Below are 14,360 nucleotides of genomic sequence, written 5' to 3'. Positions count from 1 at the left end.
ATCCCTTTTATAGTAAAGCTTACTCCACTCGCCCAATCTCCAACCACTTTACCGTCTCACCGGTCTCAATATCAATCCAAGTATCCAAACTATACCCCGTCAGACACTTGTTACCTTCGCAATCTAGAGTGCCGCCTTCTGGTAGCTCTTGGCGCTTCACTTCCTCACCATCTTCTATCTTCACTAGAAAACTAGTTGGCATCATCTCGGTTTGATTAGTAACAGTCATCATCCATGTATTCTCATGTAAAAGAACAGCTCGATCCATCACAAATGCATCATCTTCAGCAAGCCAAGAGTTTTTCTCTTCTCCAGTAGAATTTAGTACTGCATACCGTACTTGCTCACCTTCAAATGATTCAATCAATACCCGATCTGTAGCTGAATGAAATTGGTTGGTATTATTCGCAAGTGTAGTCTTCTCTCCTGTAGACAGTGATTGTTTCCATACATTAGCGTCTTCTATGTACACCAACTCTTCAGTACCTAACCAATGGGGGAATGGATCAGGGAGTTCCACCGCTACCAATGTATCGTTATTTGCGTCATAGCGCATAATTTCGTAACTCCAATCATCAGAGAAAGCAGTTATAAGTATTTGTGAAGCGTCGATACCGTTCCATTGTATTTCAAGCTCTGAGGATGCTACCGAAACTTCGTTTAGTGGAGTACCTGCATGATCAAGTATATGTAGGATGGCTTCCGTTGGGTCGTCCGCTGTTTTGACTAGTAGTTGTTCAGCAGTAGGATGAGCTTGTACTTCAGAAATCGTTGAAGAAGTGGTAAATATCGTATGTATATCTCCGGTTTGCAAATCATACGACAGCAGATGGTCTTCGGTATCTTTGTGAGCGACGAATAAAATCGCCGTTTCATTCAACCAGCCTACAACAAAACGAATATCATCTTGCGAAGCCGTAAGGGTTTTTACTGGTTCGACTTCATTTTCTACTGATTGTTCTTCGGTTTCAATATCTTCAGATTGCGTACATGCTATTAAAAAAACTGAACATACTAATGGGACGAGTATTCTCTTCACTTTTTCACTTCCTCTACTTTAATTAAAAAAGCTGCACGGCATAGGCAGCCGCGCAGCTCATCAAGTTATTTACTTTCATTCAGTTCAGGACTGCCATCTGGCCTTTCTTTAAATCGAAGCAAGTCACCATTGATGATGGTATCTGAATAATTTAATTCAGTATTGGCACGCTCAATATACGGCTTACATGGCGCTGCATCTGATGCTGGTTCTCCTGTTTCGATATCATAGCAAATTTCCTGCGCGTAAATATTTTTGTCCGTGACAAGACGGCCATCACGGAAAATGACGAATGGTTCACGATCTGGTGAGAATAAATCAGAACCGAATTGCATATCTGCTTTTGTATCAATTCCAAGTAGGTGAAGAATGGTAGGACGAATATCTACCTGTCCACCAAGCTCATGCATTTGCTTTCCTTCACCAGACCCTGGCATATGAATGAACAATGGAACTTTTTGAAGTTCTGCATTATCGAATGGTGTAATTTCTTTATCCATGTACATACCCATTGCTTTATTGTGGTTTTCGGAAATACCATAATGGTCTCCGTACATGACGATGATCGAGTCTTCATACAAACCACTTTCTTTCAAGTCTTCAAAGAACTCCTTAACCGCTTCGTCCATATATCGAACCGTCTGGAAATACTTATTCAACGTGTTGGAATTTGATGTGTATTCAGGAATTAATTTATCCTGTTCATCCAAATCAAATGGATGATGGTTTGTTAGTGTAATCATTCGTGTAGCAAATGGTTGCTTAATATCTTTCATTAAATCAACGGATTGATGGAAAAACGGAATATCTTTCATTCCCCAGTTGACTGCTTCGTCTTCACCGATTGTGTAGCTATCTACATCATAGAACTTCTGGACATTAAGCGCTTTGTACATAATATCGCGGTTCCAGAAACTCTTGCTGTTGGCGTGCATGACACTTGTAGCATACCCATTCTCGCCTAGTCGTTCAGAAAGCGAGTTATATGTGTTACCGCTGTGCGTAAAGAATACTGCACTACCATTACGTCCATATAATGAGTTCTCTACGATAAACTCGGAGTCAGACGTTTTCCCTAATCCAGTTTGCTGATAAAAGTTGTCAAAGTAGAATGTATCTTTATCGTTTGTTAATTCATTCAAGAACGGAGTAATTTCATGTCCATCCATATTATTGTTAATAACAAAGTTTTGTAATGACTCAAGTGAAACGATAATGACGTTTTTGCCTTTTGCTGTACCGAACATTTTCGGATCCGGTTGTGCGTGGTTGGCTTTGACATAGTTCTCTATTTCCGTCAATTCCGTCCCATCAGCAAATGTACGTTGTGCATGGGATTTGGATTGAACGAATAAATCATATAAATGGTAATTATACGTACCAATGTTTTTAACGAGTAATTCGCGGTCAAAACTTCTTGTCAATAGCTGTGGGCGCTGCGCTTCAGCAAGAGCCAAGTTGAACATCATCAACGTAGCAGCTGCTGCGAAATACACTTTGCGTCCCATTTTACGGCTTGACTCTTGAATTGGCCCTTGCTTAAAGAAGCGAATGGCTATAAAAATAATCAAGGCGTCAGAGAAAAAGAATAGATCCAGAAGTCGCAAATTCTCAGTAATAGAAGAACTTAAATCTGCAAAGTTACTTGTCTGGAACAATAGAGGCAGTGTAATAAAGTCCGTAAAGAAACGATAGAACACAGCATTGGCAAACATGATAAAAGAAGTAATTAAACTAACCGCTAAAATATATCGGTTACGTGTTTTCGTCTTTTTAATAAATAAAGCAACCCCGTAAATAAATAATAGAAATGCCAAGGGGTTAATTAGTAGAATAAATTGTTGCATAGCATTATCGATCTTCATATTGAAACTGGTGAAATACCCTATGTAGGTAGTTAACCAAGTTGCGATTACAGCGATAATGAGTACGGAATGCTTAGGCCATGAAAATTTTCTCATTCCATCTCTTCCTTTCGTTTCGTTTAGATACTGTTTTATAGTTATCATATATTTAGACGTTTGACTGCGTGAAAAGTTTCACATGAGACGAGGAATGAGTAGTTCGTATATTGTTAGCTAGTTGTTAGCTCGTATGTTCTCTTCTCAAAACAAGCAATGCTTGAATATATGTTTGTTGATCAATAAATTGATGGTCATACAGTTCTTTGACTTCGGACTCCATCACCATGCTGTCCTGTCTTTTATCGCCTGTATAAATGATTACACCAAAACGTTTAAGCAATTTCATCACGTCATAAAATTCATTCATTTTCTTCACGAGCTTTCTGACAATCTATAATATGTTCGTCTGTATAAATATAGGACACCGGAACATCGTGCGGCTCCCTAACTATATTATGACGGATTTGACAGTCAAATGCCAGTGATATCGTTTGAAATGGAAAATTTATCAAATAACGATCATAGTAACCGCCACCGAATCCAATTCGATAACCAGTCTCTGAATACACGACACCCGGTACAATTTGCAAGTCTATGTCTTCAGGTTTTATAGGCTCTGTCAGATCAATCTTCGGTTCTTTTAAATCCATATAGACCACTTCTGTTTGATCAAATGAATTGATCAGACGAAAATCCATTTCTCTCGTAGAAGAAATACATCGTGGAATCGCAATTCGCTTTCCAGCTTGCCAGGCGGTTTCTATCAAACGATGCGTGTCCACTTCCGGAAATCTGGATAATGTGATTCCGATGGTCTCCGCATGCTTAAATTCATCCGAAGCAAGAACTTTATCTCTTATAATGGCTGATTTCCGTTCGTGATCAGATGGAGTTAATTGATGTAATTGCTGTATAACCTGTTTTCGAAGAAGCTGCTTTTCCACTGTATTACCTCCCGTAAGAAAAAACCAAAACCGAAGCAGGTTTTGGTTTTAATGATTATTTCGTTTCACGGTGCAAAGTTTGCTTTTTTTCACGTGAGCAATATTTCATCATTTCAATACGTTCTGGATTGTTACGCTTGTTTTTCTTAGTAATATAATTACGCTCTGCACATTCTGTACAAGCGAGTGTTACGTTTACGCGCATTACTGTCCCTCCCACTCAATAGCTATAGATATAAGTAAAACATGAGCATGATCTATACGACTAATATATTATACCATAGTTTTATTCATTGTACAGTAAAAAATATTCAATTATCATTCATCAAATGCTTATGGTATTATGAAGGGAAATCTAGTTATTTTGGAGGGAAACGGTATGGATATCCCCTTAATCTTACTCAGCATTGGTGTATTAGCTGTCATTCTTTCATTTTTAGTGGGAAATAAGACTCGTACAATCGATGATGAGTTGGAAAATGTTTCGATCAGTCTCCATCAGGAAACGAGTAATCTAAAAAAGAGAGTGCGATTGCTTGAAGAAGAATTGATGGTCGCATCCCCTGCTCCAGAACCCATTGCAGTAGCACCTCAAAAACCAATACACGCAATTATTGTTAATCAAATTACCTCCCTTCACAAACAAGGCTATACGATCCCCGAGATTGCAAAACGCGCTTCACTCAGTGAAAAGGAAGTAACTGAAGTGCTACATTCTAAAGGAGTGCGGTTGTCATGATCAAGGAAGTATTGCGCGCTATAGGTATTGGTTGTTTGATAGCCGGCGGTATTTTGTATTTTGTACAGCAGCAAACATCTGAAGGTGCGCTGCAAAAACAATTGGCTGATTCTAAAGAAGAAATAGCTATCCTTAAAAAGGAACTTGCCATTTCACAGACATTGTCGCGGAGAGAAGCTATTCGTAAACCGGAATCCGAACAAGAAACGATTCCAGCTGAAAATGAAGCGGATGAAATTGTTACAAAGAGTTTTACCGTAAAAGCAGGCATTACACCCGCGGAACTATCGCGGGAGTTAGAAAACGAAAAGTTAATACAAGATGCCGAAGCATTTGAACTATATATAATGGAAAATGAATATACTCGAAAAATCAAAACCGGCACATATGAATTACGCTCTGATATGCGCTTTCCGGAGATTGCTAGGATCTTTTTACACTTATAAAATAAAAGACGAAAACCAATTGGTTTTCGTCTTTTATTTGATTGATCCTGTTTACTTCTGTATTCTCACATCCGGATATGCACCGTCTGCTTTTGCGTTTCTCTGCCTTTTCTGTTCAAAATATACATCGAGTGCTTCTTTGGCGATTTCACTTGCTGTTGCGGATGGATAGCGTTTTGTATTCGTCGAAATATAGGGGACAATTACTGAATATGCAACTTCGGGTTTGTCCGCAGGAGCGTACCCTACATGAGACAAGTTAATTGTCGGAATAACGGGGTTGGATTTATTACCCGTATAATAAAACGATTCTGCGGTACCCGTCTTTCCCGCTCCCGTATACGGCGCACCCGCTAGTAATCCAGAAGCTGTACCGTTCGCGCCGTAGTATACATAATGCATACCTTTCTTTACTTGATCAATTTCCGCTTGGGAGTTTTTCAGGTGATTCAACACTTTTACAGGTGTTTCCTCAATTAGTTCGCCAAGTATCTCCCCATCTGGAGAAGGTTCACGGATTTCCTTTAAAATCTTCGGTGCTATTCGATTACCGTCAGCTGCAATAGTCGCAACATATTGTGCCATTTGCAAAGGAGTATACGTATCAAACTGTCCAATCGAGAAGTCAAGAAGTTTTCCGGGGACTGTTTCAGTACCGGTTACCCCTGTATATTCACCAGGTAAATCAATTCCTGTTTTAACACCTAATCCAAATGCCGCAAAGTTCTCGCGGAATGTATCAAAGGCTTTCTTGTCAATTGGTAATCCTTGACCTGGTCGGTATGTTGCTTTTCCTAATCCCATTGCAATGCGGAACATATATACGTTAGATGACCGACCAATAGCGGCAATATCGTTTAATGCCACTCGACCATTTGGATTAAACAACGACCGTTTGTATCTGCCACCAATATTGATCGGTTGGTCAATTTTTACCTCACCGATTCTTGCAGCTCCTTCATTATAACCTGTAAGCATCGTCGCCAATTTCACGGTGGATCCGACTTCATACGCTGAAGTAAACGTACCATATGTGTAATCTTGTATCGTCCATCGCCCTGTCGATTCGTCCTTTACTACTTTCTTACCGACAAGTGACAATATTTCTCCGTTATTCGGGTCTAGCATGACAAGGAACGCTGATTCCAACGCACTTGTATTCGGGCCTTGTTTTAAGCGCAATAATTTATTGGATACAACGTCTTCAAGAGCCTTCTGCAAATCGGTATCTGTAGTCAACACTAGATCTTTACCAGGCTTTCCTTCTTTCACCGTTTTCGTTTCAACAACTTTTCCGGTACGGTCTTTGATATTTTTCACTATCGTTTTTTGACCTTTTAGTAAGTCTTCATAATACGATTCCAAATAACTTCGTCCGACGCGATCATTACGCGAATAATCTCTCGCTAGGAAATAGTTTACGTGAGAACGCGGAATTCCTTCTACCGGACTCGTTGTAGATCCTAGAATCGCACTATCGGATTTCTTGACCCGATCCCAGTCCGTAGTCGTATTGACGCCTGGCAGTTGATCCAACCTTTCAGACACAACAGCAAGTTCTTGATCGGTCACCCCATCGCTTTTGATGATTTGTGGTGAGTAGGCATAACCTGCCATCATTTCTCGATAAATTGCGAGTACTTCTATATCTTCCGCTGACAATGTAGCTAGTTCTTCGTCTGTGATTCGGTCACGCGTCAGCTGGTTAATCTCTCGTTGGATATCTTTTTGAGATTTATTGTCATCTTTACTGAGCTCTGCTTGCTCTTTCTTAGGTACTTTCTCTGCTGCTTTAACAGGATTCAATAAAATCCAAAAATCTCGTTTGTCGCCCATTGTGACACGTTGTGTATCTTGTTCGATCAATTGGGCAATTTTTCTTGCAAGCGCAAGCATTTCTTTTGTTGTCGTAGAGGATGTTTTCGTATACGTGATGGCGTTTTTCGCTTCATTGTCTATGAGCACTTTTCCCGAGCGATCGAAGATTCTTCCACGCGGCGTGCTCGTGTTGACCGCAATCTCTTCGGTTCGTTCAAGACTGCGTGCATAATCTTCCCCCTTGACGATTTGCATATAACCTAAACGGAATATGAGTAAGGAAAAAAGGACGAAAATCGCTACAAATAAAAAATTCATTCGAAATGCAATATGTTGACGTTGACCCGCTTTTAGCGGCTCCGTCTTTTTCTGGTTTCTCTTCAACAGGAATCTCCTTTCTTAGGAAGTTTATGTATAAGAATTATAGCATGAAAATAATAAAGAACACACATCTAGACGAACTAGATGTGTGTCAGGTTTCAATTACTTATTGTCTTGGTAACGCTTTTCTACTTCATCCCAGTTTACTACGTTCCAGAATGCTGAAATATAGTCAGGACGACGGTTTTGATAGTTTAAGTAGTATGCATGCTCCCAAACGTCCAAACCTAGTAATGGTGTTTTACCATCCATATAAGGTGAGTCTTGGTTAGGAGTTGATGTTACTTCAATTTCACCGTTGTTTACAACAAGCCAAGCCCAACCTGAACCGAAGCGAGTTGTTGCAGCTTTAGCGAACTCTTCTTTGAAAGCGTCAAAGCTACCGAACTTCTTGTCGATTGCTTCTGCAACTTCTCCAGTTGGGTTGCCGCCACCGTTTGGTGAAAGGATCGTCCAGAACAATGAGTGGTTAGAGTGCCCACCACCGTTATTGCGGACTGCTGTACGCTTGTCCTCAGGAACCTTGTCCAAGTTTGCAACTAACTCGTCAACAGGCATATTAAGAAGTTCTTCGTGACCTTCTAATGCATTGTTTACGTTTGTTACGTACGTGTTGTGGTGTTTCGTGTGATGGATGTTCATCGTTTCTTTGTCGATGTGTGGCTCCAACGCATCATATGCGTATGGTAGTTCTGGTAATGTATAAGCCATTTTCCATTCCTCCTCTAATTTATCTCTGTTTTGCCCTACCTCTTCACATTATCAAAATATGAGTCAGCATTCAAAGAAAATGGACTGTTAACGGAGAAAAAATAGAAAAATGACAATCATGACCACCATAATAATACCTTTTACAACAACGGATGTCAGAAAACCAACAACAGAGCCGATTCCTGTGCGGAAAGCCTGTTTGATACTTGTACGAGTAAATATCAGTTCTGCAATAATGGCACCAAGAAAAGGTCCAGCTAGAATACCCACGACAGGAATGACGAATGGACCTATGAGCAGTCCAATCGTACTTCCCCACATACCTGCTTTGCTGCCTCCGAAGCGTTTAACACCGACGAGATTAGCGAGTGTATCCGCTCCGAACAATAACAAAACGAATAATACTTGAATCACCCAAAACAACCACGTTAACTCCTCAAATGAAACGAACGCTCCATAAAGAAGGAAACCCGCCAATATAAATACAACAGATGGAATGACAGGGTAGATCAATCCGACAAACGCGATCGCGAACATGATAATTGCCAATGTCCAACCGATCCATAACATAGCTGTCACTCCTTATTTCATTATACGTGCTTGCCTAAAATTGCTTCCGCAATGTTTACTGCATGGTCACCAATTCGCTCAAGGTTCGAAACGATATCGACGAACACCATGCCAGCTTGTGCACTACAATGTCCTTCATTCAAACGGACAATATGATTTTTACGGAATCGGCGTTCCATGTTATCAATTAGATCTTCTTTCTCTGAAACGACACGCGCTAGATCTGTATCGTCTGAGTCTAGTGATTCAATCGCTTTTTGAACAGTTTCAATTGTCAATGTAAACATTTCTGAAAGATCTTCCATCGCGTCATCTGTCAGCTTCAATTTATTGGTTTCACGTAAATCTATTAGCTCGATGATGTTTTCAAAATGGTCACCAATTCGCTCGATATCCCGGACAGTATCCATTAATAAGACGTGCCGTCCGGATTCAGCTGGCGAAACGATGACTACAGATACTTCTACTAAGTAATCTGTAATTTTACGGTCGAGATTGTTGATGGCATCTTCAATTTGATACGCTGTTTCCGCATATTTTTTCTGACCTGTCTTCAAATACTCGAACGATTCCTGAAGCCCTCGGACACTGAAATCACCCATTCGGACAATTTCTTCCTTGGCTTGTCCTATCGCGACAGCTGGTGATTGTGTGATGAAGCGACGGTCGAGATGTTTCGGTTTATACTCGATCGTCACATCCTCGCCCGGTATCATCTTCGTAACTAGATATGCCCAAGCACCGATGAACGGAAATTGTAGGACGGTATTGGCGATGTTGAATGAACCGTGCGCAAATGCGATTTGCATCTTGCTTTCGAGATTCAAGATACTCGCCATCCATTCTACATACGCTGTAAATGGTATGAGCAGGATCATAAAGACAATGGTACCGACTATATTGAATAGTACGTGAACAGCTGCCGCTCGTCTTGCTGCAACAGATGCACCTAGTGCCGCAAGTACTGCAGTAATTGTCGTTCCGATGTTATCACCGAATAAAATCGGCAATGCAGCCTGCATTGTAACCAAGTCTTCAGCGAATAGTCCTTGCAAGATTCCTACAGTCGCACTGGAGCTCTGTACGATTAGTGTGAAGATTGTTCCCGCTACGACACCTAGCAATGAATGTTCACTCATTGCTAGTGTGAAATCAGCAAATGCTTCTAATGATCGTAATGGCTTCATTCCGTCACTCATTAATTCAAGTCCTAAGAACAATCCACCGAAGCCGAAGATGACTTCACCTAGGTTTTTAACTTTGGCCTTACGCACGAAGAAAATTAAAAAGGCACCGAATGCCATGATCGGTAATGCATATGCACCGACGTCTAGACCAATAATAAACGCAGTCACAGTCGTACCGATATTGGCGCCCATAATGACGCCGATTGCCTGACGGAGTGTCATGAAACCAGCACTTACCAGACCAACAGTAATAACAGTTGTTCCGGAACTAGACTGGATTAACACTGTTACGATAATACCGACAAGAATCCCCATAAATGGATTGGTAGTAAAACGGTCTAAGATCGCACGAAGTCTGTCACCTGCAGCCTTTTGCAATCCATCCCCCATGTACTTAATTGCGAATAGGAAAATTCCTAAGCCTCCGAGAAATTGGAATGCCACTTCTTGCCAGTTCACTTCCATTTAAATGTCAACCTCCATCAAACGTTTTATGTATGATTTCTAACTGCCCTTCACCTCTTGATATTGGTGTGAAGTTTCAACCTATTATGAGAGTTGTATACGTCAATTGTAAAGTGTCCTACCGCAATCTTTACATCACCTTAACAATGCGGCAATAAAATGTCATAAGAATGTCGAAATTTCTGCAAAGCAGTATGTTTTAAAAAAATGGTAGACTATATGTAGAAAGGGAGGCCGGCTCAGTGAAATTCCATCAACTTTTTAAAGCTTCTTTACATGAACCGAAAAAACTTGCGGCATTTCGCTTGTTATCGATCGGTAAAGTCATTCAATACATATTCGTGTTTATCTTTCTTTACACCGGTGTATCGTTTTTGCAATTTGTCATAGGCGATCAGACACTGTTCCAGTCATCTCCTGAATTAGCGGAAATCGGCGAAACGATCGGCTTTTTGATCTATCCAATCGCATTTGTCCTGCAATTGGTCATTATTACGTCGTATTTATTTATTCGCATCAGTATTTTTGCTATCATAGGGGTATTGCTATTGAAACTATTGCATCGCCGAGGCGAATTCCGTTTTATGTGGCGAACGGCAGCGATTGCTGCAACATTACCCATTTTGCTGACGATGGCATTTGAATTTGTTCCATCTATCCAATCGTATAGCCTGTCGATCGCATCGTTAGTCCATCTTCTCTACGTGTGGAGGGCAGCAGTCTATTATCCAAAACAACCACGATGAATAGACTTCCTCTTGTCTGCATAGTGTAGAGCAGGAGGGATGCATGATGAGAATTTTACTGATCGCACTTGCTGTATTTTGTACAGTTCATTTTGTACGAATGGATTTAACAGAAGGGACAATCCCTCTTGCAGCCTTTTTTGAAGATGAATCGTCCTGTATAGAGGAAACGCCAAATCATTCAATTGCCATTCGAGTGGTTGAAGGTGATACAATAGAATCGTTATTCGCATTATATCCAGATTCAACACAAAACTTTCTTGAGAGGTTGGAGCAATTTTATTCCATGAACCCCCATCTCGAACGCCAACAATTTGTAGCTGGCGAACAAATTAAGCTGCCGATTGGTGAACAAATAGAATCTGTTTGCGAAGAAGGCGAAAAAAGATAACTTTATATTCCATCTATATACGATGGTATTTACTCATTTGAAGGAGAGAGACATAATGACTGAAATGATTCATCGTTCCAATACCCGTCCCGTAAAAGTTGGCAATTTAACTATCGGGGGAAGCAATGAGCTGTTTATGCAAAGCATGACGACGACAAAAACACATGATGTCGAAGCAACAGTTGCAGAAATTAAACGTTTGGAGGATGCAGGCTGCCAAATCGTACGTGTAGCATGTCCCGATGAGCGTGCTGCGTATTCGATTGGTGAAATCAAAAAGCAAATCAATATTCCGTTAGTAGTGGATATTCATTTTGACTATAAATTAGCATTGATTGCAATAGAACAAGGCGCAGATAAAATCCGTATTAACCCAGGTAATATCGGCCGCAAAGAAAAAGTAGAAGCTGTTGTTAACGCAGCAAAAGCAAAAGGCATTCCAATTCGTATCGGTGTCAACGCAGGTTCACTAGAGAGAAAAATTCTAGAAAAGTACGGCTACCCTACTGCAGAAGGTATGGTTGAAAGTGCATTGCATCATATCAAAATCCTTGAAGATTTGGATTTCCATGATATTATCGTGTCACTTAAAGCATCTGACGTTAACTTGGCGATCGAAGCGTATAAGCTTGCAGCTGCAGCATTCGATTATCCATTGCACTTAGGTATTACAGAATCTGGTACGTTGTTCGCCGGATCGATTAAAAGTGCAGCAGGACTTGGTTCCCTTCTATCAGCAGGTATCGGTAACACGCTGCGCGTATCGTTAAGTGCGGATCCAATTCAGGAAATCAAAGTTGCGAAAGAGTTACTGAAAGTGTTCGGCTTATCATCTAACGCTGCGACATTAATTTCTTGTCCAACATGCGGCCGTATTGAAATCGACTTAATTTCTATTGCCAATGAAGTAGAAGAATATATCTCGAACATTAAAGCACCGTTGAAAGTAGCAGTTCTTGGTTGTGCGGTAAACGGCCCAGGTGAAGCACGTGAAGCGGATATCGGTATCGCTGGTGCTCGCGGTGAAGGATTGCTCTTCATGCATGGTAAAACTGTACGAAAAGTTCCTGAAGAGACAATGGTCGAAGAATTGAAAAAAGAAATCGATATTTTAGCTGAGGAGTATTTCGAGAAGAAGAGACAAGAAGAAGCTCTTGCAGCACAAGGTAGCGTTTCTGAATGAGGGATATTCGTTTCGGGATTGACATTGACGGAACGGTAACCTGTCCTACAGCGCTTCTCCCTCATATCAATAAACGTTTCGGTTCTAACCTGACGCTTGACGACATTAAGGAGTATGATTTGACGAAGGCGTTTGATGTGGACCCTGAACAATTTGGGCAATGGTACATGGAAACAGAAGAACTGATCTATCAGACTTCCCCTGCTCAAGAATTCGCAAAAGAAGTATTGACTAATTGGCAGAAGCAGTTCGAGCTGTATTATATTTCAGCACGTGGGTGGAATGTACTCGAGTCTACGACGAACTGGTTCCACGAGCAACAAATACCTTATGACCACGTAGAGTTGATTGGTACTCATCATAAAATTGAGGCAGCTAAGCAATTCAACGTAGATGTATTTTTCGAGGACAAGCATGACAATGCGGTAGGAATCCATGAAGAATTGGATATTCCGGTGTTCTTGTTTGATACTCCTTATAATCAGGATCCGATTCCTGAAGGCGTCATACGAGTAGCGAATTGGAAACAAGCTGATCAGTACGTTAGACAGCTGTTTCATGAGACGGAAATGATGAAGAGCAAGTAATTGGGAAGAGCATCGCATATTGCGGTGCTCTTTTTTTCGTAGTATTCTTGTATATCTTCATCTTACTTTGAACTAGATCTGTATGTTAAAATGTAGTAGACAATTATTACACAAAATAGTAGATATCGAGGTTTTTTGTTCATGTCTGTTAATCTTATCGTATTAGTAATACTTGCCGTGTTTATTGGTGCTTTGTCGCGTGCCACATTCGGTTTCGGCGAAGCAGTTGTCAGTATGCCATTGCTCGCATTATTATCAGTAGATTTGCATACTTCTATCGCTTTAATAGGTTTGGTTGGACTCACGGTGGCGTTATTTACAGTAGTTTCAGAATGGCGTCATGCGGACCGCCAGGCTTTACTTCGCTTAGTCATAGGTGCTTTAGCAGGAATCCCTGTAGGTATTGTATTGGTCGTCAAACTCCCTGATACGTTAATTACCATTGCACTCGGGGTCTTTTTAATTCTTTATGGTTCATATTCATTTGGCAAAAGTCTATTACAACATACTACTACTTCAGAAAGACTGAAGGCGAAGTTCTGGTCATGGCCAGTTGGATTTGTCTCCGGTGTTCTAGGAAGTGCTTATAATACACACGGTGTGCCCGTAGTAGTGTACGGTACGTTAAGACGTTGGGAACCTAAGCGTTTTCGCGGAACCTTGCAAGCCCATTTTCTTATTACAGGTATATTTATAGTTGCTGGACAAGCTTTGGGAGGGCTATGGTCAAAAGATGTATTTATATTATACGGGTACTCTTTCCCGACTGTAATACTCGCAACATGGCTCGGGATGTTTATACAACGTTGTATTCCAAATGAAAAATTTATACGGTATGTATTTCTTCTTCTAACACTACTAGGGGCTATCTTATTATTTACTTCCATTTGAATTCTGTTCAATAAAAAAAGGGCGGCACATCATGACTAAAATGATGTGGGCTAACCTAAATTTTTGAGACAATATAAAACACCTTCGAAGTGGTACACTTGTAAAAAGTACTTACAACGGAGGTGTTTTTGCGTGGGCAAAAACGTATATTCAAGCGAAGTAAAATGGGCAGTTGTCAAAGATAAATTAAGTGGTGAGTTAACAACTAACGAAATTATGGAGAAACATGGAATCAAAAATAAATCCCAGGTTGAAACTTGGATGAGATGGTATCGTGCAAATGAAATGTATCGTTTTGATCAACCTATAGGTAAACAATATACCTTCGGTCACGGGCCAGAACTTTCGAGTGAAGCGG

Annotated in this window: 16 protein-coding genes and 1 pseudogene; 8 read left to right on the top strand and 9 right to left on the bottom strand. The window is 40.6% G+C overall.

Translation table 11 applies throughout. From position 1 onward, the window contains the following. Nucleotides 1–19: 19 nt before the first annotated feature. The 5 genes from H605_RS0112410 to rpmG form a co-directional block, all read right to left on the bottom strand. Nucleotides 20–1,039 (bottom strand): YqgU-like beta propeller domain-containing protein, encoded by a 1,020-nt coding sequence (locus H605_RS0112410; protein WP_029054521.1) that lies wholly within the window; start codon nucleotides 1,037–1,039, stop codon nucleotides 20–22. 65 nt (nucleotides 1,040–1,104) lie between these two features. Next, nucleotides 1,105–3,000, bottom strand: a complete 1,896-nt coding sequence (locus tag H605_RS0112405) for an LTA synthase family protein (protein WP_029054520.1) — start codon at nucleotides 2,998–3,000, stop codon at nucleotides 1,105–1,107. Nucleotides 3,001–3,124: 124 nt separating this feature from the next. Beyond that, nucleotides 3,125–3,310 carry a YqgQ family protein gene (locus tag H605_RS0112400; protein WP_029054519.1) on the bottom strand — a complete coding sequence of 62 codons (186 nt, stop codon included), beginning with the start codon at nucleotides 3,308–3,310 and terminating at the stop codon, nucleotides 3,125–3,127. Beyond that, nucleotides 3,303–3,887: a 5-formyltetrahydrofolate cyclo-ligase gene (locus tag H605_RS0112395; protein WP_029054518.1), complete on the bottom strand. Its 585-nt coding sequence runs from the start codon at nucleotides 3,885–3,887 to the stop codon at nucleotides 3,303–3,305. Before H605_RS0112395 ends, H605_RS0112400 begins: the two co-directional genes overlap by 8 nt. Before the next feature lie 55 nt (nucleotides 3,888–3,942). Then, nucleotides 3,943–4,092, bottom strand: coding sequence for a 50S ribosomal protein L33 (rpmG, locus tag H605_RS0112390; protein ID WP_029054517.1), 150 nt, complete (start codon nucleotides 4,090–4,092; stop codon nucleotides 3,943–3,945). A 174-nt stretch (nucleotides 4,093–4,266) separates the two neighbouring features. On the opposite strand from rpmG, the gene H605_RS0112385 reads away from it, so the two are divergent. Together H605_RS0112385 and H605_RS0112380 are read left to right on the top strand one after the other, a co-directional pair. Beyond that, nucleotides 4,267–4,626, top strand: a complete 360-nt coding sequence (locus H605_RS0112385) for a hypothetical protein (RefSeq protein WP_029054516.1) — start codon at nucleotides 4,267–4,269, stop codon at nucleotides 4,624–4,626. Next, nucleotides 4,623–5,072 (top strand): endolytic transglycosylase MltG, encoded by a 450-nt coding sequence (locus H605_RS0112380; RefSeq protein WP_029054515.1) that lies wholly within the window; start codon nucleotides 4,623–4,625, stop codon nucleotides 5,070–5,072. Before H605_RS0112385 ends, H605_RS0112380 begins: the two co-directional genes overlap by 4 nt. A 51-nt stretch (nucleotides 5,073–5,123) precedes the next feature. Here H605_RS0112380 and H605_RS17835 read toward each other — a convergent pair whose 3' ends face one another. From H605_RS17835 to H605_RS0112360, 4 genes are all read right to left on the bottom strand, one after another. Beyond that, the gene (locus H605_RS17835) at nucleotides 5,124–7,274 is read right to left on the bottom strand and encodes a peptidoglycan D,D-transpeptidase FtsI family protein (RefSeq protein ID WP_037562035.1); all 2,151 of its coding nucleotides are present in this window, start codon (nucleotides 7,272–7,274) and stop codon (nucleotides 5,124–5,126) included. 99 nt (nucleotides 7,275–7,373) lie between these two features. Beyond that, the gene (locus H605_RS0112370; protein WP_029054514.1) at nucleotides 7,374–7,982 is read right to left on the bottom strand and encodes a superoxide dismutase; all 609 of its coding nucleotides are present in this window, start codon (nucleotides 7,980–7,982) and stop codon (nucleotides 7,374–7,376) included. An 87-nt stretch (nucleotides 7,983–8,069) separates the two neighbouring features. Then, on the bottom strand, nucleotides 8,070–8,552 hold the full coding sequence (locus H605_RS0112365; RefSeq protein ID WP_029054513.1) for a DUF456 domain-containing protein: 483 nt from the start codon (nucleotides 8,550–8,552) through the stop codon (nucleotides 8,070–8,072). Between the two features lie 20 nt (nucleotides 8,553–8,572). After that, the gene (locus H605_RS0112360; protein WP_029054512.1) at nucleotides 8,573–10,204 is read right to left on the bottom strand and encodes a Na/Pi cotransporter family protein; all 1,632 of its coding nucleotides are present in this window, start codon (nucleotides 10,202–10,204) and stop codon (nucleotides 8,573–8,575) included. A gap of 242 nt (nucleotides 10,205–10,446) precedes the next feature. Between H605_RS0112360 and H605_RS0112355 the strand changes: the two genes are divergently transcribed. From H605_RS0112355 to H605_RS19745, 6 genes and pseudogenes are all read left to right on the top strand, one after another. Then, nucleotides 10,447–10,950, top strand: a complete 504-nt coding sequence (locus H605_RS0112355; protein WP_029054511.1) for a DUF1189 family protein — start codon at nucleotides 10,447–10,449, stop codon at nucleotides 10,948–10,950. Nucleotides 10,951–10,996: 46 nt separating this feature from the next. Next, nucleotides 10,997–11,341: a hypothetical protein gene (locus tag H605_RS0112350; RefSeq protein ID WP_029054510.1), complete on the top strand. Its 345-nt coding sequence runs from the start codon at nucleotides 10,997–10,999 to the stop codon at nucleotides 11,339–11,341. Nucleotides 11,342–11,396: 55 nt separating this feature from the next. Further along, nucleotides 11,397–12,524 carry a flavodoxin-dependent (E)-4-hydroxy-3-methylbut-2-enyl-diphosphate synthase gene (gene ispG, locus H605_RS0112345; RefSeq protein WP_037562033.1) on the top strand — a complete coding sequence of 376 codons (1,128 nt, stop codon included), beginning with the start codon at nucleotides 11,397–11,399 and terminating at the stop codon, nucleotides 12,522–12,524. Next, the gene (locus H605_RS0112340; RefSeq protein WP_029054508.1) at nucleotides 12,521–13,111 is read left to right on the top strand and encodes a 5' nucleotidase, NT5C type; all 591 of its coding nucleotides are present in this window, start codon (nucleotides 12,521–12,523) and stop codon (nucleotides 13,109–13,111) included. Before ispG ends, H605_RS0112340 begins: the two co-directional genes overlap by 4 nt. Nucleotides 13,112–13,252: 141 nt before the next feature. After that, nucleotides 13,253–14,002: a sulfite exporter TauE/SafE family protein gene (locus H605_RS0112335; protein WP_029054507.1), complete on the top strand. Its 750-nt coding sequence runs from the start codon at nucleotides 13,253–13,255 to the stop codon at nucleotides 14,000–14,002. Between the two features lie 216 nt (nucleotides 14,003–14,218). After that, nucleotides 14,219–14,360 (top strand): annotated as a pseudogene (locus tag H605_RS19745) (IS3 family transposase); the annotation flags it as partial.

The sequence above is a fragment of the Sporosarcina ureae DSM 2281 genome, from assembly GCF_000425545.1.
Classification (GTDB): domain Bacteria; phylum Bacillota; class Bacilli; order Bacillales_A; family Planococcaceae; genus Sporosarcina; species Sporosarcina ureae.
The sequence above is the reverse complement of the archived record's forward strand: the minus strand, read 5'-3'. Positions and strand labels throughout refer to the sequence as shown.

What these genes read in the sequence shown, in the direction of transcription:
- H605_RS0112405 (WP_029054520.1), bottom strand. Translation starts at nt 3,000, where the DNA reads ATGAGAAAATTTTCATGGCCTAAGCATTCCGTACTCATTATCGCTGTA.
- H605_RS0112400 (WP_029054519.1), bottom strand. Translation starts at nt 3,310, where the DNA reads ATGAATGAATTTTATGACGTGATGAAATTGCTTAAACGTTTTGGTGTA.
- rpmG (WP_029054517.1), bottom strand. Translation starts at nt 4,092, where the DNA reads ATGCGCGTAAACGTAACACTCGCTTGTACAGAATGTGCAGAGCGTAAT.
- H605_RS0112385 (WP_029054516.1), top strand. Translation starts at nt 4,267, where the DNA reads ATGGATATCCCCTTAATCTTACTCAGCATTGGTGTATTAGCTGTCATT.
- H605_RS0112380 (WP_029054515.1), top strand. Translation starts at nt 4,623, where the DNA reads ATGATCAAGGAAGTATTGCGCGCTATAGGTATTGGTTGTTTGATAGCC.
- H605_RS0112370 (WP_029054514.1), bottom strand. Translation starts at nt 7,982, where the DNA reads ATGGCTTATACATTACCAGAACTACCATACGCATATGATGCGTTGGAG.
- H605_RS0112365 (WP_029054513.1), bottom strand. Translation starts at nt 8,552, where the DNA reads ATGTTATGGATCGGTTGGACATTGGCAATTATCATGTTCGCGATCGCG.
- H605_RS0112360 (WP_029054512.1), bottom strand. Translation starts at nt 10,204, where the DNA reads ATGGAAGTGAACTGGCAAGAAGTGGCATTCCAATTTCTCGGAGGCTTA.
- H605_RS0112350 (WP_029054510.1), top strand. Translation starts at nt 10,997, where the DNA reads ATGAGAATTTTACTGATCGCACTTGCTGTATTTTGTACAGTTCATTTT.
- ispG (WP_037562033.1), top strand. Translation starts at nt 11,397, where the DNA reads ATGACTGAAATGATTCATCGTTCCAATACCCGTCCCGTAAAAGTTGGC.
- H605_RS0112340 (WP_029054508.1), top strand. Translation starts at nt 12,521, where the DNA reads ATGAGGGATATTCGTTTCGGGATTGACATTGACGGAACGGTAACCTGT.
- H605_RS0112335 (WP_029054507.1), top strand. Translation starts at nt 13,253, where the DNA reads ATGTCTGTTAATCTTATCGTATTAGTAATACTTGCCGTGTTTATTGGT.